Source organism: Pseudomonas sp. NBRC 100443, from assembly GCF_030268185.1.
Lineage (GTDB): Bacteria > Pseudomonadota > Gammaproteobacteria > Pseudomonadales > Pseudomonadaceae > Pseudomonas > Pseudomonas citronellolis.
On the sequence record NZ_BSQE01000029.1, the window covers coordinates 60,134 to 86,327 of the forward strand.

The following is a 26,194-nucleotide window of genomic DNA, read 5'->3' on the forward strand; positions in this document are numbered from 1 at the left end:
GCTCGATGCTTGCACACGCGACTGGTCCCGTCGGCAGGTCTCCTGGCTGGCAGGTCTTCGCCCGACGCGGCCTTCCCGGTTTCCCAGTGGCCAATGACGCGTGGACTCGCTGCTTACAGTTGCGGGGGCAGCCGCGCTTGGATGGCTCCTGCGCGTTCCCTCTTCGGCCCTGATGGGCACCGACGAAGGCTGTATTATGCCCGCTTTGCCCGACCCCTTGAAAACCCTGCCCGTCGGAACGCCGGCGGCGCAGTGTCGCAACGCAGAGGAACCCCCATGACGCCCTGGCTGACCATCGTCGGCATCGGCGAGGACGGCTATGCCGGCCTCGGCAAGACCGCCCGCCGCGCCCTGCTGGCGGCCAGCGACGTGTTCGGCGGCGAGCGCCAGCTGGCCCTGCTGCCGCCGTGCATCGGCGCGCAGCGCAGGCGCTGGCCGAGCCCCTTCGACATGGCGCCGCTGCTGGCGCGGCGCGGCACCCCGACCTGCGTGCTGGCCAGCGGCGACCCGCTGTTCTTCGGCGTGGGCGCGAGCCTGGCGCGGCAGCTGCCGGCGGCGGAAATGCGCGTGCTGCCGGCGCCGTCCTCGGTGAGCCTGGCGGCGGCGCGGCTGGGTTGGGCGCTGCAGGACGTGGAGCTGCTGTCGCTGGTGGGCCGCCCGCTGGCGGCGCTGAACGCGCGCCTGCATCCGGGGCGCCGCCTGCTGGTGCTGTGCGCCGATGGCCGCAGCCCGGCAGCGGTGGCCGCGTTGTTGCGCGAACGCGGCTTCGCGCCGAGCCGGCTGAGCGTGCTGGAACACCTGGGCGGCGAGCGCGAGCGGCGCATCGACGGCCTGGCCGCCGACTGGTCGCTGGACGAGGCCGCCGCGCTCAATGTGCTGGCCATCGACTGCGTGGCCGGCGTCGATGCCCGGCGCCTGGCGCTGACCCCCGGCCTACCCGACGACGCCTACCGCCACGACGGCCAACTGACCAAGTGCGACGTGCGCGCGGTGACCCTCGCGCGCCTGGCCCCGGAGCCCGGCGAACTGCTCTGGGACGTCGGCGCCGGCTGCGGCTCCATCGGCATCGAGTGGATGCGCGCGCACCCCAGTTGCCGGGCCTTCGCCATCGAGGCCGAGGAAAGCCGCCTCGAGCACATCGCCCACAACCGCGACGCCCTCGGCGTGCCCGGCCTGCAACTGGTGGCCGGGCGCGCACCGGAAGCCCTGGAGGGCCTGGAGGCGCCGGACGCCATCTTCATCGGCGGCGGCGTCACCGTGCCGGGCGTGCTGGAGTATTGCTGGGATTGCCTCAAGCCCGGTGGCCGGCTGCTGGCCAACGCGGTGACCCTGCAGAGCGAGGCGGCCCTGGTCGGCTGGCGCGAACGCCACGGCGGCGAGCTGGTGCGCCTGCAGGTGGCCCAGGCGCAGCCCCTGGGCGGCTTCGACACTTGGCGCGCGGCCCTGCCGATCACCCTGCTGGCGGTGCGTAAGCCGTGAGCGGCAAACGCATCCTGCTGCTGGGCGGCATCGGCGAGGCCCTGGCCATCGCCCGCCGCCTCGGTCCCGGTCACCTGTACAGCCTGGCCGGCCTGGGCAAGGTGCCGGACGACCTGGCCTGCCAGGTGCGTGTCGGCGGCTATGGTGGGGCAGAGGGCCTGGCGGATTTCATCGCCGGGCAGGGCTACGATCTGCTGCTCGACGCCACCCATCCCTATGCCGCGCAGATCAGCCGCAACGCCGCCCGCGCCGCGCAGCTGGCCGGCGTGCCCTGCTGGGCGCTGCGTCGCCCCGGCTGGCAGCCCGGGCCCGGTGACGACTGGCGCGAAGTGGAAGGCTGGGCGCAGTTGATCGCCGCCCTGGCGCCGTTCCGCCGGCCGCTGTTCACCCTGGGGCGCGAGCCTCTGGAGCACCTTGGCGAGATTCCCGGACATCAGTTCTGGACCGTGCGCTGTTTGCAGAGCCTGCCGGGCAATGCGCGCGCCGAAGTGCTGGGCGCGCGCGGGCCCTTCAGCCTGGAGGGCGAGCGCGAGCTGTTCGCGCGCCTGGGCACCGACGTGCTGGTGAGCAAGAACAGCGGCAGCCAGGCCACCGAGCCGAAGCTGCAGGTGGCGCGCGAGCGGGGCGTGCCGGTGCTGATCCTGGCGCGGCCGGAATTGCCCGAGGTGGATCGGCGGTTCGACAGCGTCGAGGCGTTGTGGATGGTGTTGGAGCCGCTTCTGTAGGGCCGGGTTCGCGAGCAAGAACTAGGCGTCCCCCTCGCTCCTACGAAGAGCGTATGTGCGCCGCCCCGCCTATGGGAGCAATTGTCTTGCCCATCGCGCCGGGGTGCTTTCGTAGGATGGGTTGAGCATGCGAAACCCATGCTGCCATGGTGATGGGTATCGCTTCGCTCAACCCATCCTACGGGGGTGGAGGGTGCAGGGCTTGCTCGCGAACCGCCCGCCGACGCTCTAAACTGCCCTTTTCGGCAAGGAGCCGGCAGATGCTGCGGATTCTCGGCAAGGCCTCATCGATCAACGTGCGCAAGGTACTGTGGACCTGCGCCGAGCTACAGCTTCCCTACGCCAGGGAAGACTGGGGCAGCGGTTTCCGCGCCACCGACTCGGAGGAATTCCTCGCGCTCAATCCCAATGCGCTGGTGCCGGTGCTGGTGGACGGCGATTTCGTGCTCTGGGAGAGCAATGCCATTTGCAGTTACCTCGCCAGCCAGTACCCGCGCGACGAGCTGCTGCCGTCCGCGCCTCGCGAACGGGCGTTGGTGGAGCAGTGGATGGGCTGGCAGGCCACCGAGCTGAACAACGCCTGGCGCTACGTGTTCATGGCGCGGGTGCGCAACAGCCCGGCCCATGCCGATGCCGCGGCCCTGGCCGTCGGTGAGCGCGAGTGGGTGCGGCACATGCAAATCCTCGAAGCCCAATTGGAGAAGACCGGCGCCTACGTCGCTGGCACAGCCTTCAGCCTGGCCGACATCGTCCTCGGGTTGTCCGTGCAACGCTGGTTCATGACGCCGCTGCCGCGCCCCGAGCTGCCCGCGGTAGCTGCCTACTACGAGTTGCTGAGCCGGCGACCTGGCTATCGCGAGCATGGCTGCAACGGGATGCCCTAGGTTTCGACGAAGAACTCGTTCGGCCCACCTGCGTCTTCCCATGCATTCTGGGCCCTTTGCATGGTGGCTTGCAGCTGTCCCTGGCTGCGGTAGTCGTAGCGGTTGGTATGGAAGAAGACGGCGATGAAGTCTTCGCCATACTCACGCGTCTGCACTGGAATCTCCAGCAGCAGTACACCATTGCCATTCTCGTCGCGCGCACTGTCCAATGTTGCGGCCAGTCGTCGGCCTTCGCTGCGCATCACTGCGGGCAGCATCAATAGCTGATGCTTGCATAACAGTTCGGATATTTCCTCGGTATCAGTTTCCCGGTAGAGAATCGCTACTGTCGTCATAATGGTCTTCCTGGGTGCTGGAAATATGTAGGTTTACGAGGGTAGCTGGGTCTTCCAGGGAAGTTCGCTGATATGCCGGTAATCCGCTTCCAGTTCTGCAGCCAACTGGCGGGCGCGGCCCAGGCGTACCGGGCCGCTCTCGATGTCCACCAGCAGGCTGGCGCAGGGCAGCGGCGCCAGGGACGGGCAGTCGCTCAGGCGGCCGTCGGTGACGATCAGCAGGCGCTGGCGTTCGCCGGGCTTGTGGCGCTGGCGCTGCTGCAGCCAGTCGGCGGCCTGGGCCAGCGCCTCGGGCAGCGGTGTGCCGCCGCCAGCGCCCAGGTCATGCAGCCAGTCGCGCAACTGCGCCGAAGCCTTCTGCCCCTGCCACAGCCAGCGCGGCTGGCGCCCCGCGGCATGCAGCACGGCCAGGCGCGCGCGTTGCCGGTAGGCCTGCTCGAAGACTTCCGCCAGCAGGCCCTTGGCCTGGCCCAGGGCGCCGTGCCGGCGGGTGCTGGCCGAGGCGTCGACGATCACCAGCCAGAGTTCGCGGGGCTTGGCGCTGCGGGCGCGCAGCACCAGGTCGTCACGTCTCTTCGGGCGCCCGCGCAGGAAGCTGGCTGGCCAATCGACGCGCGACTGCGCGCCGTGCCGGCGGGCGCCGCTGCGGCCGCCGGCGAGTTGGCCGGGTGTGGGGCTGGCATCCGCGCCTGGGGCCGGGCGCGGGCGGATGCTCAGGGCTTTTTTGGCCAGCGCGGCAGTTCGCGGGTGGCGCCGGCGGGCACGGCGCGGGGCGGCAGTTCGCCCCACTGGCCTTCGTTTTGCGCGCCTTGTTCGGGTTGGTTGGCGGCCGGGGCCTGTGGCGCCTGCGGCTGCGCCGGTGGTGGCGGCGCATGGCGGCGGCGATGGGCGAGGGCGAAGGGCTCCAGGGCGTCGATATCTTCCGTCGCGATGCGCTCGGCGCCGCGCCAGGCGGCATGGGCGCGGGCGCCGCGCAGCCAGACCAGGTCGGCGCGCAGGCCGTCCACCCCGGCGGCGTAGCAGCGCTCGGCGATGGCCTGCAGCGCGGCGTCGTCCAGGGGAATGCCGGGAAGACGCTGGCGGGCCTGGGCGCAGCGTTGGCGCAGGACGTCCTGCTCGGCCTGCCAGTGGCCGAGGAAGGCCTGTGCGTCGGCGTCGAAGGCCAGGCGGCGGCGAACGATCTCGGCGCGCTCGGCCGGCGGCGGCGTGCCGCCCAGCTCGACCTTGAGGCCGAAGCGGTCCAGCAGTTGCGGGCGCAGTTCGCCTTCCTCGGGGTTCATGGTGCCGATCAGCACGAAGCGCGCCGGGTGGCTGTGGGACAGGCCATCGCGCTCGACGTGGTTGACGCCGCTGGCGGCCACGTCCAGCAGCAGGTCCACCAGGTGGTCGGGCAGCAGGTTCACTTCGTCGACGTAGAGCACGCCGCCGTCGGCGTTGGCCAGGATGCCCGGGGAGAAGCGCGCGCGACCCTCGCCCAGGGCGGCGTCCAGGTCCAGGGTGCCGACGATGCGTTCCTCGCTGGCGCCCAGGGGCAGGGTGACGAAGCGCCCGCCGTCGAGCAGGTCGGCCACGCCCCGGGCCAGGGTCGACTTGGCCATGCCGCGCGGGCCCTCGATCAGCACCCCGCCGATGGCCGGGTCGATGGCGGCCAGGCACAGCGCCAGTTTCAGGTCGTCGGCGGCGACCACGGCGGCGAGGGGGAAGTGCGGTTGCATGGGCGTTACCTGCGGCGAGCTTGGGCGTGCATGGAAGGCGAATGGTAGCGAAGCCGGCGCGGCCGGGCGAGGCGCCGTCGATGAAGGCGATAGGAAAGGATGATTGAAAGCCCCGCGCCGATGCGGTAGCTTGGCCGGCATCTTGTGGAGATAACCATGCCGTCCAGCCTGTCCATCCAGTCCCTCGCCCGCCCCGGTGCCATCGGCTCCGCGGTCGTTCGCGCGCAGGTGCTGGCCGCTGCCGCCGGTTATTTCTTCTATGGGTATTGGTTTAGCCACAGGCGCGCCTGATACCCCACAGGCGCCCTAGCAAGCAGGGTCGCCAACCAGACAGTTTCAGCAAACCCCGGTCGGCAACCCGACCGGGGTTTTTGTTTTTCCGGCCCACAAGGCCAACGCACTTCAACCAAAGGATCGAAACATGACCGCCTACACCACCTACCGCTATTACCGCACCTCCGACTGGCGATTTAGCAGCCGTACCGCTGCCACACCCGAACTACTCAGTCGAACACTCAGATAGCGCCGCGCGCGGCCATGACCGCGCCGGCCAAGGATGCCAGTCCATGAATTCCTCCGTTTCCGCCCTGATCCGCAACGACCTGCCGCAGTCCGCCGAAGTCCTCGAACTGCCGCGCCCCTCCGCCCGCCGCCGCGAACAGCCGCTGCCGGGCCCCGCCGAACTGCGCCAGCGCCTGCCGCTTTCCGCCGCCCTGGCCGAACGTGTACAGCACGACCGCCAGGCCATCCGCGCCATCCTCGACGGCCGCGACCCGCGCCTGCTGGTGGTGGTCGGCCCCTGTTCCCTGCACGACGCCGATTCCGCCCTCGACTACGCCGAACGCCTCGCCGCCCTGGCCCCCGAAGTCAGCGACCAGCTGCTGCTGGTGATGCGCGCCTACGTCGAGAAGCCGCGCACCACCGTCGGCTGGAAGGGCCTGGTGTACGACCCGCGCCTGGACGGCAGCGGCGACATGGCCGAGGGCCTGGCGCTGTCGCGCCGGCTGATGCTGGACATGCTCGAACGTGGCCTGCCGGTGGCCACCGAGCTGCTGCAGCCGCTGGTGGCCGGCTACCTCGACGACCTGTTGGGCTGGGCCGCCATCGGCGCGCGCACCAGCGAATCCCAGGTGCACCGCGAGATGGTCAGCGGCCTGGACCTGCCGGTGGGCTTCAAGAACGGCACCGACGGCAGCCTCGGCATCGCCTGCGACGCCATGCGCTCGGCGGCGCACCCGCACCAGCACTTCGGCATCGACGGCCTGGGCCGCCCGGCGCTGGTGCAGACCCTCGGCAACCCGGACACCCACCTGGTGCTGCGCGGCGGCCACGGCGGGCCGAACTACGACGTGGCCAGCGTGCGCGCGGCCCGCGAGGGGCTGGAGAAGCAGGGCATTCCGGCGCGGATCATGGTCGACTGCAGCCACGCCAACAGCGCCAAGGACCCGCTGCGCCAGCCGGCGGTGCTGGCCAGCGTGCTCGACCAGCGCCTGGGCGGCGACGCCTCGCTGCGCGGGGTGATGCTGGAGAGCCACCTGTTCGACGGCTGCCAGCCGCTGAAGGGCGAGCTGCGTTACGGGGTTTCCATTACCGATGGGTGCCTGGGGTGGAGTGGGACCGAGGCGTTGTTGCTGGATGCGGCGGGGCGGTTGCGGCGGGGGTAATGGGCTCGGCGTAGGGCGTATAACCGTTCGCGGTTATACGCCGCTTATCCGACGTTTCCGCGCACTCCGGGGCCCGTCACGGAGCCGCTGTTGGGGGCGCTTCGGGGCCGACCGGGAAGCCGGGCATGAGGTGGGTGTATCGGCGTATAACCGCGAACGGTTATACGCCCTACGTTACTGAATGCGGCGGGGTGAGGCTGTAGGAGCGAGCTTGCTCGCGAAGGGAGTCTCCCGGTCGTGTCGGTGTCAGGTATGAGAGCGCCCTCTCCCTAACCCTCTCCCTGAAGGGAGAGGGGACCGTTCGGAGTGCGTGGGTATTCCTGAGTCAGCCGACAGCGCCGAAGATTTCCGGCTGAAACCACTCCTTCTCTCGGCACGGACTAGCCCCCTCTCCCTTCAGGGAGAGGGCTGGGGAGAGGGGGCGGAGCTCAGCCAAAACACCTAAGCCACCTGGAAACTCCGTTCGCGAGCAAGCTCGCTCCTACGAAGAGCCAGCACGCGCCTCACTGCTCCTCGCTATCCACCAGAATGTTCTCCAACGCCTCACGATACTCACCTGGCTCCTGCCAAAGCCCGCGCTGCTGCGCCTCCAGCAGGCGTTCGGCCATGTCGCGCAAGGCCTCGGGGTTGTTGCGCTGGATGAACTCGCGGGTGTCGTCGTCCAGCAGGTAGGCGTCGGCCAGCAGTTGGTACTGGTGGTCTTCCACCAGTTCGCTGGTGGCGTCGAAGGCGAACAGGTAGTCCACCGTGGCGGCCATTTCGAAGGCGCCCTTGTAGCCGTGGCGCTTCATCCCGGCGATCCATTTCGGGTTCACCGCGCGGGCGCGCAGCACGCGGCCGAGTTCTTCCTTCAGCGTGCGGATGCGCGGGTTGTCCGGCTGGCTGTGGTCGCCGTGGTAGCTGGCCACGCGGCGCTCTTGGATGACCTCGGCGGCGGCGAGCATGCCGCCCTGGAACTGGTAGTAGTCGTTGGAGTCGAGGATGTCGTGCTCGCGGTTGTCCTGGTTGTGCAGCACCGCCTGCAGGCCGTCCAGGCGCTGGGCGAAGCGTTCGCGCGCCGGGGTGCCGTCGTCGCCGGCGCCGTAGGCGTAGCCGCCCCAGTTGAGGTAGGCCGCGGCGAGGTCGGCGCGGTTCTCCCAGCTGCGTTCCTCGATCACCCCTTGCACGCCGGCACCGTAGGCGCCGGGCTGGGCGCCGAAGATGCGCCAGCCGGCCTGGCGCCGGGCTTCTTCCTCGGCCACGCCGCTGGCTTGCAGTTGCGTGCTTTCGGCGCGCACGCGGGCGGCCAGGGGGTTCATGTCTTCCGGCTCGTCCAGCGCGGCCACGGCTTGCACCGCGGCGTCGAACAGGCGGATGAGGTTGGCGAAGGCGTCGCGGAAGAACCCGGAGACGCGCAGGGTCACGTCCACCCGCGGGCGGTCGAGCAGGCTCAGCGGCAGTATCTCGAAGTCTTCCACGCGCTGGCTGCCGGCCTGCCACACCGGGCGCACGCCGAGCAGCGCCAGGGCCTGGGCGATGTCGTCGCCGCCGCTGCGCATGGTCGCCGTGCCCCACACCGAAAGGCCGAGCTGGCGCAGGTGGTCGCCGTGGTCCTGCAGGTGGCGCTCCAGCAGGCGGCTGGCGGACTGGAAGCCGAGGCGGTAGGCGGTGGGCGTGGGCAGGTTGCGCACGTCCACGGTGAAGAAGTTGCGCCCGGTGGGCAGCACGTCCAGGCGCCCGCGGCTGGGCGCGCCGCTGGGGCCGGCGGGGACGAAGCGGCCGCATAGTCCGGCCAGCAACTGGCCGATCTCGTTGGCGCCGCAGGCATCCAGTAGCGGCGCCACGTTTTCCCGCAGTTGCCGGAGGACCAGCGCGCTGGCTTCGCCGGGGCCGTCGAGGTTGTGCTCGATCAATTGCAGGGCCAGCAGTTCCAGGCGCTCGCGGGTGTCGCCGTTGCTGCGCCAGGGTTCGTCGCTGACGGCTTGCAGCACCTCGGGACGCGGGCCTTCCCAGGGCTCGGCGAAGTTGCTGTCCAGCGGATCGCGGCCCAGTTGCAGGTCCGCCGCCAGGGCGCGCAGCAGGCTGGCGTTGCCGCCCTTGCCGTCGCCACGCGGGATGCGCACTAGCGACAGCAGGGTATCGCGGCGCAGCTGGCCCGCCGGCGATTCGCCGAACACGTGCAGGCCGTCGCGGATCTGCGATTCCTTGAGGTCGCAGAGGTAGGCGTCCAGCTGTGGCAGCCAGCTGTCTTCGTCGTCGTTGAGTTGCAGGCCCAGCTCGCGGTCCAGGGCGGCGGCGCGCACCGCGTCGAGGATTTCCCCGCGCAGCTGCACGGCGCGGCGCGGGTCCAGCAGCGAGGCATCGTAGTACTCGTCGGCCAGGCGCTCCAGGTCGCGCAGCGGGCCGTAGTTCTCGGCGCGGGTCAGCGGCGGCATCAGGTGGTCGATGATCAGCGCCTGGCTGCGACGCTTGGCTTGGGCGCCCTCGCCGGGGTCGTTGACGATGAACGGGTAGAGGTTCGGCAGCGGGCCGAGGATCGCGTCCGGCCAGCACTCCTCGGACAGGCCCACGCCCTTGCCCGGCAGCCATTCGAGGTTGCCGTGCTTGCCGACGTGGATCAGCGCGTCGGCGCCGAAGGCTTCACGCAGCCAGAAGTAGAAGGCCAGGTAGCCGTGCGGCGGGACCAGCGCCGGGTCGTGGTAGATGGCCGCCGGGTCGAGCTGGTAGCCGCGCGCCGGCTGGATGCCGACGAAGGCCAGGCCCAGGCGCAGGCCGGCGACCATCATGCGGCCGTTGCGGTGCATCGGGTCCTGCTCGGGCTCGCCCCAGCGTTCGCGCACGGCGCGCTGGTTGGCCTCGGGCAGGCGCGCGAAGCAGGCCAGGTAGTCGGCCAGCGCCAGGCTCTGGGCGCAGGGGCGCAGGTCGAGGTTGTCGAGGTCGTTGCTCACCCCGCCGAGCAGGCTGTGGATAAGCGCATCGCCAGTCTCCGGCAGGCCGGCTACCGGGTAGCCCGAGGCTTCCATGGCGCGGAGGATGTTCAGCGCCGCCGCGGGCGTGTCCAGGCCGACGCCGTTGCCGATGCGCCCGTCGCGGGTCGGGTAGTTGGCCAGGATCAGCGCCACGCGCTTGTCGGCGTTGGCCTTGCGCGCCAGCAGCACCCAGCGCCGCGCCAGCTCGGCGACGAAGTCCATGCCCGGGCGGTGCGCCAGGTAGCAGACCACGTCGCTCTGGCTGCGCTCGCTGCGCCAGGCCAGGCCCTTGAAGCTGACGGGGCGGGTGATCAGGCGGCCGTCCAGTTCCGGCAGCGCCACGTGCATGGCCAGGTCGCGCGGGCCCAGGCCCTGGGCGTTGGCGCGCCACAGTTCGAGGTTGTCCAGCGAGCAGATGGCCTGCAGCACCGGCACGTCGCGGCGGAACGGGCGGGCCTGGGGCGCGTCCGGGTTGGACTGGGCGAAGCCGGTGGTGTTGATGATCAGCTCGGCGCAGGCCTCGTCCAGCAGCGCCTCGACCTGCTCCAGGCAGGCTGCTTCCTTGAGGCTGGCCACGGCGATCGGCAGCGGGTTGAGCTGCTGCGCGCGCAGGCTGGCGCAGAAGGTGTCGATGAAGCCGGTGTTCGCCGCCTGCAGGTGGGTGCGGTAGAACAGCAGCGCCGCCACCGGCCAGCCGGGGTTCCACTCGGCCTGCCAGTGGGTGAGGGTGGCTTCAGCGTGGCCGGGATGGTGCAGGGCGACGCGGGGCAGGGCGCGGGGTTCGTTCCAGGGATAGGCGCGGTCCAGGTACTGGCTGGCCAGGTTGGCGAAGAACTGCCGGGCGTTGTCCAGGCCGCCCTGGCGCAGGTACTGCCAGAGGCGTTCGGCCTCCTCGGGGGCGACGTTGCACAGCGCGCTGAGTTCGGGGTCGGGCTTGTCGTCGCCGGGCACCAGGATCAGCGTGGCGCCGCGCCCGGCCAGGGCCACCAGTTGCTCGATGCCGTAGCGCCAGTAGCCGACGCCGCCGTGCACCGAGATGAGGATGACCTTGGCGTGCTGCAGCACCTCGTCGACGTAGAGGTCCACCGAGGCGTGGTTCTGCAACTGCATGGGGTTGGCCAGGCGCAGGCTCGGGTAGTCGTCGGGCAGTGCGCGGGCGGCCTCAGCGAGCAGCGCCAGGTGCGAGTCGCCGCTGCAGAGGATGACCAGCTCGGCGGGCGTCTGGGCCAGGTGGGCGATGCCGTCGTCGGGGACGAAGCCGCCGGGTTGGGTGCGCAGCAGGTGCATGCGGGGGACCTCTTTCGCTCGGTCAGGAGCGCCCTCTCCCCAGCCCTCTCCCTGAAGGGAGAGGGGGCCGGTTCGGTGTGCGCGCGGACATTGTGCTTACCGATGGGCACGGCCCGTGCTCGTGCGCCGGCCTATCGGCGAAGCGCCGGATCAGCCCCCCTCTCCCTCCGGGAGAGGGGTTGGGGGTGAGGGTATTCATGCCAGCGCGGTGCGCAACTCGTTGGCGATGGCGGCCTGGTCCAGCTCCTGGCCGATCACCACCAGGCGGGTGGCGCGGGGTTCGTCGCTCAGCCACTTGCGGTCGAAGTGCTTGTCGAAGCGCTTGCCCACGCCTTGCACCAGCAGGCGCATGGGCTTGCCGGGGATGGCCGCGAAGCCCTTGACGCGCAGCACCGCGTGGCGCTCCACCAACTGGCCGAGGGCGGCGAGCAGGGCCTGTTCCTGCACTTCCGGGAGGTCGACGTGGAAGGAGTCGAACTCGTCGTGGTCGTGATCCTCGTGGCCTTCGTGGTCGTGGTGGGTGGGGCGGCTGTCGATGTGCAGCTCGGCCTCGGCGTTGAGCCCCAGCAGCACCGACAGCGGCAGCTGGCCGGCGCTGGCTTCGACTATCTTCACCGCTGGCGGCAGTTCTTCGGACACGTGCGCGCGCACTTGCGCGAGGGCGTCGGCGTCGAGCAGGTCGGCCTTGTTCAGCACCACCAGGTCGGCGCTGGCCAACTGGTCTTCGAACAGCTCGTGCAGTGGCGATTCGTGGTCCAGGTTCGGGTCCTGCCTGCGCTGCTCGTCCACCTGCTCGGGATGCGCGGCGAAGGTGCCGGCGGCCACCGCCGGGCTGTCGACCACGGTGATCACCGCATCCACCGTGCAGGCGTTGCGGATTTCCGGCCACTGGAAGGCCTGCACCAGGGGCTTGGGCAGGGCCAGGCCGCTGGTCTCGATGAGGATCTGGTCCAGCTCGCCGCGGCGCGCCACCAGTTCGCGCATCACCGGGAAGAACTCTTCCTGCACGGTGCAGCACAGGCAGCCGTTGGCCAGTTCGAAGACGCGGCCCACGGCTTCTTCTTCGCTGCAGCCGATGGAGCATTGCTTGAGGATTTCGCCGTCGATGCCCAGTTCGCCGAACTCGTTGACGATCACCGCGATGCAGCGACCTTCGGCGTTGTCGAGCATGTGCCGGAGCAGGGTGGTCTTCCCGGCGCCGAGGAAGCCGGTGACGATGGTGACGGGGAGCTTGGCCAGGGTTTGCATGGTCGCCTCTGCGCTGCGATGGCGGGAGGCAGAGGCGCGCGCACGGAGGTTCCGCGCGTCGGAAGCCGCCACCGGATCACCCCGCCCGGTTGTGGTAATGCTGGTTCGAGGCAGGTCTCCTGGCTCACGATCCGGCTTGCGCCTGGCCTTCGCCTTCCCGCCCGTGGGCAGTGGCATTCGAAGGGGTTTGGATCGTTCACAGTTGCGGGGGCAGCCGTGGCCTTGACCACGTTCCCTCTTAGCTCCGGCGCCGGGCCGGAGAACCTCGAAGCGGCAAAGGCTACGCAGTGCCCGGCGGGCGGTCAATCGCCGCCGGGCCGGTTGACGCTCTGCCTGGGCCGTGCTGTGCTGCCCGGCGATTGCCCGTGGAAGGATCGCCCGCGTGATACTGGTTGCCGGACTGGGGTGCCGCCGTGGCTGCGGCGCCGACGAACTGCTCGCCCTGCTGCGCGCCTGCCTGCGCGAGGCCGGCTTCGACGAGGCGGCGCTGAGCGCGCTGGCCAGCAGCGAGGCCAAGGCCCTGGAAGGCGGCCTGCGCGATCTGTCGCGGCAACTGCGCCTGCCCCTGGAACTGCTGGATGCGCAGCGCCTGGCGCCTTACGAGCAGCGCCTGACTTCCACTTCCGAGCGGGCTCGCCAGGTCACCGGCAGCGCTGGCGTGGCTGAGGCTGCTGCCCTGGCGCTGGCCGAAGCGCTGGCCGAGGGCCCAGCGCGGCTGGTGGTGCCCAAGCGGCGCAGCGCCAATGCCACTTGCGCGCTGGCCATGGCGCCGGCTCTGATGGGATAGCGTGCTGGGGTAGACTTGCGCCTTTCCCGATCCGAAGCGAAACGCCCATGACGGTCTATTTCATCGGCGCCGGCCCCGGCGATCCCGAGCTCATCACGGTCAAGGGCCAGCGCCTGCTGCGCAGCTGCCCGGTGATCCTCTACGCCGGCTCGCTGGTGCCCGAGGCGGTGCTCGAAGGGCACAGCGCCGAGGTGGTGGTGAACACCGCCGAGTTGCATCTGGAGCAGATAGTCGCGCTGCTGGCCGAGGCCCACGCGAAAGGCCAGGACGTGGCCCGCGTGCATTCCGGCGACCCTTCGCTGTACGGCGCCATCGGCGAGCAGATCCAGCACCTGCGCCGGCTCGGCATTCCCTACGAGATCGTCCCCGGCGTCACCGCCACCGCCGCCTGCGCCGCGCTGCTGGGCTGCGAGCTGACGCTGCCGGAGGTGTCGCAGACGCTGATCCTCACCCGCTACGCCAGCCGCACGAAGATACCCGAGGGGGAATCCCTGGGCGACCTGGCGCGGCACCGGGCGAGCATGGCCATCCACCTGGGCGTGGGGCAGCTGGAGAAGATCGTCGCGGAGCTGTTGCCGCACTACGGCGCGGACTGCCCGATCTCGGTGATCCACCGCGCCAGTTGGCCGGACCAGGACCAGGTCAGCGGCACTCTTGGCGACATACTGCCCAAGGCCCGGGCCAAGGGCTTCAAGCGGACTGCGCTGATTCTGGTCGGGCGGGTGCTGGCGGCGGAGGGGGGCGGCGAGTCGTCGTTGTATAGCGCGGGGCATGGGCATCTCTACCGGCCGGATTGATGACGAAGGAGTGTAGGAGCGAGCTTGCTCGCGAACGGTGTTTGCCGGATGCACTGGCATTACACCGACCTCCGTACCCTCTCCCCAGCCCTCTCCCTGAAGGGAGAGGGGGCTTGTCCGTGCCGAGAGGAGGAGTGGTTTCAGCCGGAAACCGCCGAGACAGCCGGCTAACTGCAGCACATCCAACTCTGCCCAACGGTCCCCTCTCCCTTCAGGGAGAGGGTTAGGGAGAGGGCGCTCTTAAACCCGGCCCCACAGCCCCCCGCCGTGGCGATGGGTATCGCTTCGCTCAACCCATCCTGCGATGGCTTTCTCCGCACCTTGCAGGAGCAACTGTCTGCGCCGAGGCGCTCTTCGTAGGATGGGTTGAGCTTGCGAAACCCATGCGGTTGCGCTGATGGGTATCGCTTCGCTCAACCCATCCTACGAAGAGCCATGCTCGCTCATCCCGTAGGAGCGGATTCATCCGCGATCATGCCTACGCCATCCAATCATCCGGCCCACGCCCGGGCAGGCCGTGGCGGATGTACCAGCGCACGCCTAGGTGCAGGCCCAGGGCGGTGCCCACTGTCAGCAGGATCGTCAGGGTTTCCGCATCCATGGTCGCTGTCCTTCGTCCGGGGTCTGGTCTGACAGCCTATGCCTGCGGCAATCTGTCGCACAGATACAGATCCTGTCCGAATGTACGGAGCAGCGCTACAGCGACTGGATGATCCGCCCCAGGGTCTCCATAGCCTTTTCGCTGCGCGGCGTCCAGGGATGGCCGTAGTTCAGCCGCAGGCAGTGGCGGAAGCCGCGGGTGGCGGAGAAGATCGGCCCGGGGGCGATGCTGATGCCCTGGGCGTGGGCGAGCTGGAACAGCTTCAGCGCGTCGATGCGTTCGGGCAGTTCCAGCCAGAGGAAGTAGCCGCCGCTGGGGCGGGTCACCCGCGTCGCTTCGGGGAAGTGCCGGGCCACCGCGGCGAGCATGGCGTGCTGCTGGCTTTCCAGGGCGTGGCGCAGCTTGCGCAGGTGGCGGTCGTAGCCGCCGTGCTGCAGGTAGTCGGCGATGGCCGCCTGGGCCGGCACCGAGGCCGACAGGCTGGTCATCAGCTTCAGGCGTTCGATCTGCTCGTGGAAGCGCCCGCCGGCCACCCAGCCGACGCGGTAGCCTGGCGCCAGGCTCTTGGAGAAGCTGCCGCAGTGCATCACCAGGCCCTCGGCGTCGTAGGCCTTCACCGGCTTGGGCGCCTGCTGGGCGAAGTACAGCTCGGCGTAGACGTCGTCCTCGATCAGCGGCACCTGGTGCTTGCCCAGCAGGCCGGCGAGGGCGCGCTTGCGGTCCTCGCCCATGCTCGCGCCCAGCGGGTTCTGGAAGTTGCTCATGAACCAGCAGGCCTTGATCGGCAGGTGCTCCAGGCTGTCGGCCAGCACCTGCAGGTCGATGCCCTCGCGCGGGTGCACGGGGATTTCCACGGCCTTGAGCTTGAGCCGCTCCAGCACCTGCAGGGTGGCGTAGAAGGCCGGCGCCTCGATGGCCACCAGGTCGCCGGGCTGGGTGACCACCTGCAGGCACAGGTTCAGCGCCTCCAGCGCGCCGTTGGTCACGACCAGTTCCTCCACCGGCAGCGGCGTGCCGTTGACCATGTAGCGCAGGGCGATCTGCCGGCGCAGGGCGTGGCTGCCCGGGGTCATGTCGGCCACCGCGGCGCGTGGCTCCATGTCGCGCACGGCATGGGCCATGGAGCGCGCCAGGCGCGGCAGGGGGAACAGCTCCGGAGCGGGGAAGGCCGAGCCGAAGGGCACGGTGTCCGGGTCCTTGATCGAGCTGAGCACCGAGAACACCAGCTCGCTGACGTCCACCTCGGTGGTCTGCGCCTCGTGGCGGGCGATCTCCGGTTCGGCCAGGGCGCGGCGCACGTGCTCGCGGACGAAGTAGCCGGAGCGCGCGCGGGCCACGATCAGGCCGCGGTCCTCCAGCAGGTAGTAGGCCTGGAACACGGTGGAAGCGCTGACCCCGTAGGTGCGGCTGGCGTGCCGCACCGAGGGCACCTTCTGCCCGGGGGCGAGCACCCCGTTGCGGATCAGCTCGGCGATCTCGTCGGCGAATTTCTCGTAGCGCTTCATCTTGTCCCGGGGGCCGTTGGGGAGCTCCCACTCTAGGCGTTGCGCGGCGCCGCCGCCATGCCGCGGGGCCATCGCTCAGCGCCTCGGCGCGACGAAGGTGCTGGCCGCCTCGACCTGTTCGCCGTCCTGCGCGCTCACGCGGAAGTGCAGGGGCACAGGCCCGCCGCTGCCGCTCAGTTCCAGGCGCGCCACCGAGACGGCGAAGTCGCGGATCTCGCCCGGCTCCAGGCGCTGGTCGAGGGCGCCCTGCAGGCGGTAGCCGCTGTCCTCGGCCAGGCCCAGGCGGTAGCGCTGCGCCTGCTGGGTCTTGTTGATCAGCTTGAGGTTGTAGACGTTCTCGATCTCGCCGGCCGCGTTCTCGCGGAACAGGCCGCGGTCGCGGGCCACGTCCAGGGCGATCAGCGGGCGCGCCTGCAGGGCCCAGGCGAAGGCGCCGAACATGGCCAGCAGCACCGCCGCGTAGCCGACCAGGCGCGGCCGCAGCAGGTGGGTGCGGCCGCCTTCCAGGGCACGTTCGGAGGTGTAGCGCACCAGGCCGCGGGCGTAGCCCATGCGGTCCATCACCGAGTCGCAGGCGTCGACGCAGGCGGCGCAGCCGATGCAGGCGATCTGCAGGCCGTCGCGGATGTCGATGCCGGTGGGGCAGACCTGCACGCACTGCTGGCAGTCGATGCAGTCGCCCAGGCCGAGGGCCTTGGGCTCGGCGTCCTTGCGCCGCGCCCCGCGGGATTCGCCGCGGGCGGCATCATAGGAAATGATCAGCGTGTCCTTGTCGAACATCACGCTCTGGAAGCGCGAGTAGGGGCACATGTGGATGCACACCTGCTCGCGCAGCCAGCCGGCGTTGGCGTAGGTGGCGGCGGCGAAGAAGGCCACCCAGAAGGCGCTTTCCAGGTCCAGCTTCAGGGTGAGGAGGTCCGCCACCAGCGGCCGCACCGGGGTGAAGTAGCCGACGAAGGTCAGCGCCGTGGCCAGGCTGACCAGCAGCCAGAGCCCGTGCTTGGCGCCCTTGCGCAGGTACTTGGCGGCGCTGGGCGGGGCCTTGTCCAGCTTCATGCGCTGGTTGCGGTCGCCCTCGGTGACCTGCTCGGCCCACATGAAGATCCAGGTCCACACGCTCTGCGGGCAGGTGTAGCCGCACCACACGCGGCCGGCCAGCACGGTGATGAAGAACAGGCCGAAGGCGGCGATGATCAGCAGCGCCGAGAGCAGGATCAGGTCCTGCGGCCAGAAGGTCGCGCCGAAGATGTAGAACTTGCGCTCGGGCAGGTCCCAGAGCACCGCCTGGCGGCCGTTCCACTGCAGCCACAGGGTGCCGAAGAACAGCAGGAACAGCAGCGCCCCGCCGAGCCGCCGCAGGTCGCGGAAGCGGCCGCTGAAGCGCTTGGTGTAGACCGCCGGGGTGACCGCCGAGAGCGGCTTGGGCGGCGGGGTGAAGCGTTGCGGGGCGGCGATCTCGACGATCTTCGCGGGGATTCTCTGGCTCATTGTCGTGGCCCATCAGGCTTGGGATGCGCCGCGACTATAGGAAGCGCCCTGGGCACGAAACAGATTCAGGTCTCCCGCAAAAAACCGGATCAGATGCGCCGCGCCTGGCATGGCCGCTCATCGCCATCGATTTCCCCAGCTTCCGCGACGGCCGCGGCTACAGCCTGGCCTACCTGCTGCGCCGGCGCCTGGGCTGGCGCGGCGAGCTGCGCGCGGTGGGCGAGGTGCTGCGCGATCAGCTGGCGCACCTGCGCCAGTGCGGTTTCGACGCCTTCGCGGTGCGCCCGGACAAGTCCGTGGAGGACGCGCTCAAGGGCCTGGCCGGGCTCAGCGTGCTCTACGGGCGCTCGGCAATCGAGCCGCGGCCGTTGTTCCGCCGGCGCTGAAAACCGCCCGCTTTCAGGGACCCGGGCCGCGCCGCGCGTGGCGCCGCGCTTGACGCTGTTCCGGTGCGCAGGAAAAATGCCGGCAAAGCGTCGGCGAAACGCCGCCGGCCGTGGCCCACGATTCGAGTGACCCCCTGAAGATGCGTATGCGCCTGATGCTGTTGGGTGGCGGTAATGCCCTGGGACAGGCGCTGATCCGCCTGGGAGCCGAGGAAGACATCGGCTTCCTCGCCCCGCGCCCGCCCGAGCAGGGCTGGGATGCCTCCAGCCTGACCCTGCTGCTGGACGAGACCCGCCCCGACGCGGTGATCAACCTCGCCTACTACCACGACTGGTTCCAGGCCGAGCAGGTCGACGACGCCCGCCTGGCCGGCCAGGAACGCGCCGTGGAGCGCCTGGCCGAACTCTGCCAGCACTACGAGATCCTCCTGCTGCAGCCTTCCAGCTACCGCGTGTTCGACGGCGCCCGCGCCACCGCCTACAGCGAGAAGGACGAGCCGCTGCCCCTGGGCCGCCGCGGCCAGGCGCTGTGGCGCATGGAGCAGTGGGTGCGCGCCACCTGCCCGCGCCACGTGCTGCTGCGCTTCGGCTGGCTGCTGGACGACAGCCCGGGCGGCAGCCTGGACCGCTTCCTCAGCCGCGCCCTGGGCGAGGACGAGCTGTACCTGGCGGACGACCGCCGCGGCAACCCCACCCCGGTGGACGACGCTGCGCGGGTGATCCTCTCGGTGCTCAAGCAGTTGGACTGCCAGGCGCCGCTGTGGGGCACCTACCACTATGGCGGCCTGGAGGCCACCACCACCCTGGCCCTGGGCCAGGTGATCATCGCCGAGGCCCGCACCCTCACCGGCCAGGCCCTGCGCGACCCCGTCGCCCAGGCCCACGCGGCGCGCCCGGATGCCAGCGAGGAACCGCAGCACGCGGTGCTCGCCTGCAAGAAAATCCTCCACACCTTCGGCATCAAGCCGCGCGCCTGGCGTGCAGCGTTGCCGACCCTACTGGACCGTTACTACCGTCATGGCTGACATCTCCCCGGCATCCGCCGCCCCCATCCTCATCACCGGCGGCGCCGGCTTCATCGGCTCGCACCTGGCCGACGCGCTGCTGGCGCGCGGCTTCAAGGTCCGCGTGCTGGACAACCTGTCCACCGGCAAGCGCGAGAACCTCGCCGCGGAGGTGGAGCTGCTGGTCGGCGACGTCGCCGACGCGGCCGTGGTGCGCCGCGCCCTGCAGGGCTGCCAGGCGGTGGCGCACCTGGCCGCGGTGGCCTCGGTGCAGGCCTCGGTGGACGACCCGGTGGCCACCCACCAGAGCAACTTCATCGGCACCCTGAACCTCTGCGAAGCCCTGCGCGAAGCCGGGGTGAAGCGTGTGCTGTATGCCTCCAGCGCTGCCGTCTACGGCCAAAACGGCCAGGGCACGGCAATAGTCGAGGACCTGCCCAAGGCGCCGCTGACGCCCTACGCCGCGGACAAGCTGGCCGGCGAGTACTACTTCGACTTCTACCGCCGCCAGCATGGCCTGGAGCCGGCGGTGTTCCGCTTCTTCAACGTCTACGGCCCGCGCCAGGACCCGTCCTCGCCCTATTCCGGGGTGATCAGCATCTTCACCCAGCGCGCCCTCTCCGGGCAGCCGATCACGGTGTTCGGCGACGGCGAGCAGACCCGCGACTTCATCTACGTCGCCGACCTGGTGCAGTTGCTGGTGCAGGCGCTGGAGGCAGCGCAGGTGCCGGAAGGGGCGGTCAACGTCGGGCTGAACCAGGTGACCAGCCTGAACCAGCTGCTGGGCGAGATCGGCGCGCTGGTCGGTGGCCTGCCGCCGGTGAGCCACGCCGAGGCGCGCCCTGGCGACATCCGCCATTCCCGCGCCGACAACGGCCGCCTGCTGGCGCACTACCGCCTGGAACGGCCGACGCCGATCGGCGAGGGCCTGGCGCGCCTGCTCGGGCGCTGATCACCACCAGGGCTTGTTCAGCGCCAGGTAGAAGATGCCGCCCAGGCAGGCCAGGGCCAGGGCGCTGAGCAGCGCCTTGGGCCCGCGCGCCGCGCTGCGCATGGCGAAGGCGGCGAGCACGATGTAGCCCACCAGCAGCCCCAGCTTGGCCTGCAGCCACAGCGGCAGCGGCCAGGGCATGGCCAGGTGCACCAGGCCCAGGGCGCTGAGCAGCAGCAGGCTGTCCACCAGGTGCGGCGCCCAGCGCTGCCAGCCGGCCAGGCGCCGGCCCCGCCAGCTCAGCCCCAGGCGCCAGAGGAAGAGCAGGCTGCTGAGGACTGCCAGGGTGATGTGCAGGTGCTTCAACCAGAGGTACATGGGGCGCTCACTTGTATTCGGTGGTGTAGAGCACGACGAACTCGAAGGGCCCCGGCCGGACCTCGGCGCCCGCCAGCAGCTCGGCCTCGAAGGCGGTGTCGAAGCTCAGCGAGCGCGGCGTGCGGACCACGTGCTCGACGGGCTGGTTGAAGACTACGTACCGCTCGTTCTGCAGGTCCTTGATCTTCAGCAGCAAACCGGCGGATTCGTGGAGCAGCGCGGTGTTGCCGTCGAGGAGCTGGCCGTTGGCCGGTGACAGCGTGGTGTGGATGACCGCGCCGCCGTCGCACTGCCAATGAAAGTCGAAACGCCGCTGCAGGGGCAACTGGTTCTTGCTGAAACTGCCGAAATCGACCCGCGTCGGCGCGTCGGTCATCTCGCAGGTGGTGGGCAGGAAGGTCAGGGCGACGCCCGGGAAGGGGTCGATGGGGTAGGCCGGCGGCGTGTTGTTCCAGCGCGAGCCGACGAACAGCGCCGGCTCGCGGAAGTTGATCGAGTACACCCCCGGGGTGTCGATCGGGCCGTTCTTCAGCACCTCGATGAAGCTGTTGGACAGCGAGCCGCTGACGCATTCGCTGGGGCCCAGGCTGCGGTCGCCGACGATGCCCAGCTGGATGCGCTCGGCCACCCCGCCCACCTGCTTGACGCCGACGCCGTCCTTGCCCGAGGGAATCACCCGGTAGACCAGGCCGTTGAGGTTGGTGGCGAAGTCGTTGCCCTGCATGTGGCTGGCCTCGCTGGCCACGCCCAGCACGATGTAGCGCCCGGCGTCCCCGGCCAGGTATTCCTGCAGGCGGCAGGCGTAGTCCAGAGACAGGTTCAGGGTGCCCAGCACGCTGCCCACCGGCAGGCCGGCGCTGATGTAGGTCTCGCCGTCGTAGGTGAACTGCTGGTTGGTGAAGTAGCACTGGTTCGGCTCGACCGGGCACTCGTCGGCGGCGGCCGGCAGCGCCTGCAGCAGGCAGGCGGCCAGGGCCAGGCAGTGGAACAGGGGGCGGCGGCGCGGGTGGATCATGGTCTTTCCTCGCTTGGCGGGCCGCCGGCGGCGGCCTGGCAGTCGACCGGGATGGCCCGGTAGCTGTCCTGCTTGTCCTTCTTCGCCGGCATGGCGTAAGTGAAGCTGCATTGCTGCTCGTCCGCCTCGCCCCAGGATACCCGGTAGCTGTCGCGGCCCTTTTCCAGGTACAGGTAGACCAGGTTGTCCTGGCCGACGTAGGCGAGGACTTCGCCGGCGCCGCCGACCTCGGCGCCGAAGGGCACCTCCTGGCCTCCGGGGCGGCGCAGTTCGAGCAGCACCGAGATGCCGCTGCGGGTGCGGTAGGGCACCCGCACGATGGCGCCGTAGCGCGGCGCGGTCTTCTGGATGTTTTCCTTGATCTCGACGTCGGCGGTGGCGCTCTTGGCGTCCAGCACTATCTCGTTGTGGCGGTAGGGCGTCAGCCCGGTGAGCAGGGCCTTGCCGTCGTCGTCGAGGCGCACGCGGCCGCGGGGCAGCAGGGCGCCCGCGGCGCCTTCGGCCTCGACTATCGCCATGGTCTCGCCCTGGCTCGGCGACAGCGCGATGCCGCCGGAATAGGCCACCAGGCTGCCGCGCGCCGACAGCGACTCGCGGCTGAAGCCGTCGCCGCGCGCCAGGCTGGCGCCCAGGGCGCTGGCGGAGGTGCGCAGGTTGAGGTTGCCGCCGTAGGACTGGGTGCTGGCGCTGTCGGCCTGGCTGTGGTTGCCGTACAGGTTGTAGTTCCACTGGCCGCGCTCGCCGGCGATGCCGCTGAGGCTGGTCTGCAGCGAGCGGTTGTGCGCGTCCTGCAGCGACAGGGTGCTGCTCAGGCGCGGCGCGCCGGCATCGCGGCCCAGCGGGATGCTGATGCTCAGCAGGTACTGGTTGTCGTAGCCGTCGACGCTCTGGAAGCGCGTCGCCGACAGGCCCAGGCTGCCCCAGTTGAAGGTGCGGTTGAAGCCGCTGCTGAAGGTCAGGCTGCGCCGCTCGCCGGTCCAGTAGCTCTGCCCCACGCCGGAAATGTACAGGCTGCCGCCGGCCAGCGCCTGGCTGAGGCTGAGCTGGACGCGGTCGCGCTCGCGGAACAGGCTGGCGTTGTCGGTGTCCAGGGCGTCGGCCGCGGCGGCCAGGCCCAGGTAGCCCTTGTCCGAGCGGCGGTAGGACAGCTGCAGGTTGGTGCCGCCGAACGACTTGTTGTAGGCCAGGCGGTAGCTTTCGCCGTTGTCGGGCATGTCCTGGCCCGCGGCGTCGGCGGGCAGGGCGTCGAAGCGCGACAGGGTGGCGTCCAGGGAGAAGGCGCCATAGGGCGTGTTCAGCGCGGCGCCGATCAGCGAGGCCATGTAGCTGTCGGCGATCACCGCGCCGGAATAGGCGCTGAGGTTGTTGCTCAGGCCCCGGCGGTAGCCGCCCTGGACGAACTTCAGCGGGTTGTCGACGTCCTCGCCGCGGTAGCTGCCGGAGGCCACCTGGTAGCGCGAGGCGCCGGGCCTGAGCAGTTCGGCGGCATAGGAATAAGGCACGCTGAAGCTCTTCTCGCGGCCGTCGGCCTCGATCACCGTGACCAGCAGGTCCTCGGTGTAGCCGGTGTTGTACAGGTCGTCGATGACGAAGGGGCCGGGCGGCACGCTGACCTGGTGGATCAGTTGCTGGCCCTGGTGGATCTTCACGGTCGCGTTGCTGTCGGCGATGCCGCGCACCACCGGCGCGAAGCCGCGCTCGCTCTCGGGCAGCATGCGCTCGTCGCTCTCCAGCTGCACACCGCTGAAGGGGATGCTGTCGAACAGGTCGCCGGCGGTGAAGTGCTGGCCGAGGGTCAGCTGCGAGGACAGCGCGGTGATGTCGCGCTGGGCGTAGTTGTTCAGGGTGCGGTAGTGGCTGCCCTGGCGGGTGGTGTCGCCGTGGCTGAAGGTGGCGTTGTGGCGCAGGCGCCAGTCCATCAGGTTGAGGCCGCCGTTGAGGCCGAGGAACAGGTCGTTGCGGGTGTCCTGGCTGTTGCTGGAGCGGTCGAAGTTGCTGGTGTAGCTGACGAAGCCGGCGTTGATCCCCGAATCCCAGCTCTGCGGCGGCGCATAGTTGCGCGGGCGCTGCTTGACGTAGGCCTGGGGCAGGGTGAGGAGGATGGCCCCGCTGGCGCCGTCCAGTTCCACGCGGCTCTGCGGCACGCGTTCGGGCAGGTCGATGCAGTCGCCGCTGGCGGGCTTGGCGTCGGCGGCGGGCTCGGGCAGCAGCACGCCCCACTGTTCCAGTTGTTCCTGGGTGAAGCAGTAGACCTGGCGTTGCTCGGCGGTATGCACCACGCGTACTTCCTGCTGGCCGAAATACACCTTGTTCAGTGTCAGGTCGAGGGAGTAGGTGCCCGGCGGCAGCGCCGAGGGGTTCTTCTCGAACCCGGAAACGTCCGTGCTCATGCCCAGCGTCTCCAGCAGGCCGCGGTCGAAGTGCACCTCGCCGGTGCCTTCGGCGGCCACTGCCGGGGCCGGGAGCAGGGCGCAGAAGAGCCCTCCCAGGCACCCCAGACGCAGGAGGCGGGACAGTATCGAAGGGGACACGATGGACCTCGCGAGGGAGGGTTACTCGACGGTGGCTTCGGTTTCGATCAGGCCGCCGAAATCGTTGATCCAGGTGTAGCGGACCCGTGCGCCGGGCCTGGCCCAGGCCGCCGCGTCGCGGGGCAGGGCGATGCCGTAGCTGCCCTTGGCCGGGACCATGTCCAGGTCGTCGTTGTCGTATTGCCTGGCGCCCGAGCGCAGTTGCAGGCGGGCCAGGGACACCGAGTAGGGCAGGTCGTTGACCGCGCGCAGCGTGCTCTTGCCGCCCTCGGAAACGATGCGCCACTTCAGCTGCTGCGCCGCGTCGGCGGCCACGCCCTTGAGCTTGGCCGGGCGGTAGAACAGCTTGAGCTGCGAACGGAAGGCCACCTGCAGCTTGCCCGCGCTGTTGTTGCTGGCGGCCGCGTCGGCCTTGTCCGGGCTGCTCGAGGGCACCTCCAGGACGTTCAGCCAGAACACCGATTCGCGGTCCTGGGGCAGCGAGCGGTCGATGTTGGCGATGCGCAGCAGCAGGCCCTTGTCCGGGTCGACCCGCGAGACCGGCGGCGTGACGATGAAGGGCGAGCGCCCCTGCTTGTCGGCGCCGGGCGTGCCCTTGCCGTTGTCCACCCAGGCCTTGATCAGCGACGGTGTCTTGCCGGTGTTGCGGATGTTGACGGTGATGTCCCGCTCGGCGGCCGGGTAGACCACGCGGGTGCCGGTGATGACGATGCTGGCGTTGGCCTGGAACGCCAGCAGGCAAAGACCGAGCAGGAAGAACAAGTGGGTAGCGGGACGCATCGGGCAACCTCCTTCTCTGTAAAGAAGGACTTTGGGTGGAGTCTAGGCGGGGCCGGCATACTGGCAAGTTCCCGGGCGGTGAAGTTTTCCGGAGAACTTGTAAGTGCGTTTACTCATTCAGCCTGTGTATGAACTTTCGTCGATGTGTTCATGCGCGTGATGAATATTCCGAGTGCATCCCCCGATGGGGGAGGGGGATGCATCCGGGGCCGCTGTCAGTCGTAACGGATGGAATACAGCAGGGCGGTATCGGCGGTACCGGGCGATACCAGTTCCGAGGTCTGCACGTAACGGGCGTAGTAGGCGAATTCCAGCGGGCCGGCTTCGTCCATGGGCTTACTGACGTTGTTGGCGTTGGTGCGCAGGTCGATGGCTTCCAGTTCTTCGTTGGCGATCTGCAGCTCGATGCCGGACATGCTCATGGCTTCGCCGTTGAAGGCCAGGTTGCCGGTGGTCGGGTTGACGTTGGCCGAGGCGAAGTCGACCTTGTAGGTCTGGCCGACGGTGCAGCCGTTCAGGGCAATGGTGAAGCGCTGCTCGCCGGCGGTGGAGCCCACGGTGTCGAAGTCGCTGGTGGAGATCGACGGCAGGTTGATGGAGGCATCGGCGCCGCCACCGTTCACGCTGACTTCGCAGGTGTCTTCCATAACGTGGCCGGTGAAGCTGATCTGGCCACCGGTCGCTGCCTGGGCGCCACCGGCCGCCAGGGCGAGGAGTACGGCTGCGGGGAGAGTGAGACTTTTCATGGAGTTTTTCCTTGCAGGTTTTTCGGTAGGTGAATTCTCCCTGCTTCCTGAAATTTCGAATATTAGGAAACTTCTGATGAGTCGTAGGTGTATTCCTATGAATGAGGTAGGCAACGGATATAAGTGGGTTACTTATTGAAAAGCAGGAAGTAAAACAAGTTGCCTGGAATGTAGGGCGTATAACCGTTGGCGGGGACACCGGGGTCCTATGCAGGTGGGTTTAAGAGCGCCCTCTCCCCAGCCCTCTCCCGCAAGCGGGAGAGGGGGCTGTCCTGAGCGGGGGGCGAATCCTGAGTCATCCTGAAATGCCTATCTCCCCCCACGTCATTCCCGCGAACACGGGACGCGGCTCCATCGCGAACAGCGCTTGCGCTGGCCCGAAGGGGAATAACCCAGCCGCCTTGGCTTGGGTGTTTCTGCGCCGCACCGAGTCTGCCCGACCGTCTTGTTTCGCCCCCTCGGGCGAGTCCCTTTTGTCAAACGCCACAAAAGGAACCAAAAAGGCTTGCCCCGCATACGGGCCCGATGGAGCCGGGCTACCCTCGCGAATTCCCCCGCCACGGAGGCCCGCCCCGAGGGTACGTCCCTGTAGCCCATCGGGGCTCTCGCGACATCCATGTCGCATGACCTCCTGAGCGCCGGTTTCGTTCGGCCTGCTGAAGGGGCGTTCCGGTGCGCGCGGATGTTTCTCTGGAAATCCAAAAGCCAGAGCAAGAGCGGACGCGCTTTTGCTTTTCGTAGGAGCAAGTTTGCTCGCGAACCCGCCAGTCACTGGGTTATTCCCCTTCGGGCCAGCGCAAGCGCTGTTCGCGATGGAGCCGCGTCCCGTGTTCGCGCACTACTGTCCGGCACGCCTCATGCTATTAACAGCTGCCCCTGACGCAGGTTGATCTCGCGTATTCGCTCCTGCCGTCGTCGGTAACGTTCGGCCTCCAGGCCAGGACGCTGAAACAGCGTCGC

General features: G+C 69.4%; 22 protein-coding genes, 1 pseudogene and 2 riboswitches. Of the genes and pseudogenes, 10 read left to right on the top strand and 13 right to left on the bottom strand.

All coding sequences use genetic code 11. From position 1 onward, the window contains the following. Nucleotides 1-15: 15 nt before the first annotated feature. Nucleotides 16-199, bottom strand: a riboswitch (cobalamin riboswitch). A 77-nt stretch (nucleotides 200-276) separates the two neighbouring features. The 3 genes from cbiE (at nucleotide 277) to QSJ95_RS28655 (ending at nucleotide 3,088) form a co-directional block, all read left to right on the top strand. Beyond that, nucleotides 277-1,479 (top strand): precorrin-6y C5,15-methyltransferase (decarboxylating) subunit CbiE, encoded by a 1,203-nt coding sequence (gene cbiE, locus QSJ95_RS28645; RefSeq protein WP_285646967.1) that lies wholly within the window; start codon nucleotides 277-279, stop codon nucleotides 1,477-1,479. Further along, nucleotides 1,476-2,204 carry a cobalt-precorrin-6A reductase gene (locus QSJ95_RS28650; protein ID WP_285646969.1) on the top strand — a complete coding sequence of 243 codons (729 nt, stop codon included), beginning with the start codon at nucleotides 1,476-1,478 and terminating at the stop codon, nucleotides 2,202-2,204. The genes cbiE and QSJ95_RS28650 overlap by 4 nt, the downstream gene beginning before the upstream one ends. A gap of 260 nt (nucleotides 2,205-2,464) precedes the next feature. Next, nucleotides 2,465-3,088, top strand: a complete 624-nt coding sequence (locus tag QSJ95_RS28655; protein ID WP_285646970.1) for a glutathione S-transferase family protein — start codon at nucleotides 2,465-2,467, stop codon at nucleotides 3,086-3,088. Here QSJ95_RS28655 and QSJ95_RS28660 read toward each other — a convergent pair. Genes QSJ95_RS28660 through QSJ95_RS28670 form a run of 3 tightly spaced genes read right to left on the bottom strand, consistent with a single transcriptional unit; the run spans nucleotide 3,085 to nucleotide 5,138 of the window. Then, nucleotides 3,085-3,423 (bottom strand): hypothetical protein, encoded by a 339-nt coding sequence (locus QSJ95_RS28660; protein ID WP_285646972.1) that lies wholly within the window; start codon nucleotides 3,421-3,423, stop codon nucleotides 3,085-3,087. The genes QSJ95_RS28655 and QSJ95_RS28660 overlap by 4 nt on opposite strands. 33 nt (nucleotides 3,424-3,456) lie before the next feature. Continuing rightward, nucleotides 3,457-4,155 (bottom strand): vWA domain-containing protein, encoded by a 699-nt coding sequence (locus QSJ95_RS28665; RefSeq protein ID WP_285646996.1) that lies wholly within the window; start codon nucleotides 4,153-4,155, stop codon nucleotides 3,457-3,459. Continuing rightward, nucleotides 4,137-5,138, bottom strand: coding sequence for a magnesium chelatase ATPase subunit I (locus tag QSJ95_RS28670; RefSeq protein WP_285646974.1), 1,002 nt, complete (start codon nucleotides 5,136-5,138; stop codon nucleotides 4,137-4,139). Before QSJ95_RS28670 ends, QSJ95_RS28665 begins: the two co-directional genes overlap by 19 nt. Nucleotides 5,139-5,294: 156 nt before the next feature. Between QSJ95_RS28670 and QSJ95_RS28675 the strand changes: the two genes are divergently transcribed. Then, the gene (locus tag QSJ95_RS28675; RefSeq protein WP_257724148.1) at nucleotides 5,295-5,429 is read left to right on the top strand and encodes a hypothetical protein; all 135 of its coding nucleotides are present in this window, start codon (nucleotides 5,295-5,297) and stop codon (nucleotides 5,427-5,429) included. 275 nt (nucleotides 5,430-5,704) lie between these two features. Further along, entirely contained in the window at nucleotides 5,705-6,802 is a 1,098-nt protein-coding gene (locus QSJ95_RS28680; protein WP_232244684.1) for a 3-deoxy-7-phosphoheptulonate synthase, read from the top strand. Nucleotides 6,803-7,305: 503 nt separating this feature from the next. Here QSJ95_RS28680 and cobN read toward each other — a convergent pair. Next, nucleotides 7,306-11,037 (bottom strand): cobaltochelatase subunit CobN, encoded by a 3,732-nt coding sequence (gene cobN / locus QSJ95_RS28685; RefSeq protein WP_285646981.1) that lies wholly within the window; start codon nucleotides 11,035-11,037, stop codon nucleotides 7,306-7,308. 195 nt (nucleotides 11,038-11,232) lie between these two features. Continuing rightward, on the bottom strand, nucleotides 11,233-12,285 hold the full coding sequence (cobW, locus tag QSJ95_RS28690; RefSeq protein WP_285646983.1) for a cobalamin biosynthesis protein CobW: 1,053 nt from the start codon (nucleotides 12,283-12,285) through the stop codon (nucleotides 11,233-11,235). 92 nt (nucleotides 12,286-12,377) lie between these two features. Continuing rightward, nucleotides 12,378-12,568: riboswitch (cobalamin riboswitch) on the bottom strand. Between the two features lie 99 nt (nucleotides 12,569-12,667). On the opposite strand from cobW, the gene QSJ95_RS28695 reads away from it, so the two are divergent. Together QSJ95_RS28695 and cobM are read left to right on the top strand one after the other, a co-directional pair. Next, nucleotides 12,668-13,072, top strand: coding sequence for a cobalamin biosynthesis protein (locus QSJ95_RS28695; RefSeq protein ID WP_285646984.1), 405 nt, complete (start codon nucleotides 12,668-12,670; stop codon nucleotides 13,070-13,072). A 47-nt stretch (nucleotides 13,073-13,119) separates the two neighbouring features. After that, complete coding sequence (cobM, locus tag QSJ95_RS28700) at nucleotides 13,120-13,869, top strand: precorrin-4 C(11)-methyltransferase (RefSeq protein WP_285646986.1); 750 nt, start codon at nucleotides 13,120-13,122, stop codon at nucleotides 13,867-13,869. 478 nt (nucleotides 13,870-14,347) lie between these two features. On the opposite strand, the gene QSJ95_RS28705 is transcribed toward cobM, so the two are convergent. The 3 genes from QSJ95_RS28705 to ccoG form a co-directional block, all read right to left on the bottom strand. After that, nucleotides 14,348-14,470 carry a hypothetical protein gene (locus QSJ95_RS28705; RefSeq protein WP_009617223.1) on the bottom strand — a complete coding sequence of 41 codons (123 nt, stop codon included), beginning with the start codon at nucleotides 14,468-14,470 and terminating at the stop codon, nucleotides 14,348-14,350. A gap of 95 nt (nucleotides 14,471-14,565) precedes the next feature. After that, a complete protein-coding gene (mapR, locus tag QSJ95_RS28710; RefSeq protein WP_285646998.1) occupies nucleotides 14,566-15,975 on the bottom strand; it encodes a GntR family transcriptional regulator MpaR in 1,410 nt (469 codons plus the stop codon). A 75-nt stretch (nucleotides 15,976-16,050) separates the two neighbouring features. After that, nucleotides 16,051-17,463, bottom strand: a complete 1,413-nt coding sequence (gene ccoG / locus QSJ95_RS28715) for a cytochrome c oxidase accessory protein CcoG (protein WP_285646988.1) — start codon at nucleotides 17,461-17,463, stop codon at nucleotides 16,051-16,053. 113 nt (nucleotides 17,464-17,576) lie between these two features. Between ccoG and QSJ95_RS28720 the strand changes: the two are divergent. The 3 genes and pseudogenes from QSJ95_RS28720 to QSJ95_RS28730 form a co-directional block, all read left to right on the top strand. Then, a pseudogene (locus QSJ95_RS28720) lies at nucleotides 17,577-17,849 on the top strand (DUF934 domain-containing protein); the annotation flags it as partial. Nucleotides 17,850-17,989: 140 nt separating this feature from the next. Continuing rightward, nucleotides 17,990-18,874 (top strand): sugar nucleotide-binding protein, encoded by an 885-nt coding sequence (locus QSJ95_RS28725; RefSeq protein WP_009617230.1) that lies wholly within the window; start codon nucleotides 17,990-17,992, stop codon nucleotides 18,872-18,874. Next, nucleotides 18,867-19,805, top strand: coding sequence for an NAD-dependent epimerase/dehydratase family protein (locus QSJ95_RS28730; RefSeq protein WP_069862159.1), 939 nt, complete (start codon nucleotides 18,867-18,869; stop codon nucleotides 19,803-19,805). Before QSJ95_RS28725 ends, QSJ95_RS28730 begins: the two co-directional genes overlap by 8 nt. Here the strand turns inward: QSJ95_RS28730 and QSJ95_RS28735 are convergent, their stop codons facing one another. The 5 genes from QSJ95_RS28735 to QSJ95_RS28755 form a co-directional block, all read right to left on the bottom strand. Beyond that, the gene (locus QSJ95_RS28735) at nucleotides 19,806-20,162 is read right to left on the bottom strand and encodes a SirB2 family protein (protein WP_009617233.1); all 357 of its coding nucleotides are present in this window, start codon (nucleotides 20,160-20,162) and stop codon (nucleotides 19,806-19,808) included. It abuts the gene before it with no gap. A gap of 7 nt (nucleotides 20,163-20,169) precedes the next feature. Then, a complete protein-coding gene (locus tag QSJ95_RS28740; RefSeq protein WP_009617235.1) occupies nucleotides 20,170-21,177 on the bottom strand; it encodes a hypothetical protein in 1,008 nt (335 codons plus the stop codon). Further along, nucleotides 21,174-23,708 carry a fimbria/pilus outer membrane usher protein gene (locus QSJ95_RS28745; RefSeq protein WP_285646992.1) on the bottom strand — a complete coding sequence of 845 codons (2,535 nt, stop codon included), beginning with the start codon at nucleotides 23,706-23,708 and terminating at the stop codon, nucleotides 21,174-21,176. Before QSJ95_RS28745 ends, QSJ95_RS28740 begins: the two co-directional genes overlap by 4 nt. Before the next feature lie 21 nt (nucleotides 23,709-23,729). Beyond that, entirely contained in the window at nucleotides 23,730-24,488 is a 759-nt protein-coding gene (locus QSJ95_RS28750; RefSeq protein WP_009617240.1) for a fimbrial biogenesis chaperone, read from the bottom strand. A gap of 215 nt (nucleotides 24,489-24,703) precedes the next feature. Continuing rightward, nucleotides 24,704-25,234, bottom strand: coding sequence for a fimbrial protein (locus tag QSJ95_RS28755; protein WP_009617242.1), 531 nt, complete (start codon nucleotides 25,232-25,234; stop codon nucleotides 24,704-24,706). Nucleotides 25,235-26,194: the final 960 nt, after the last annotated feature.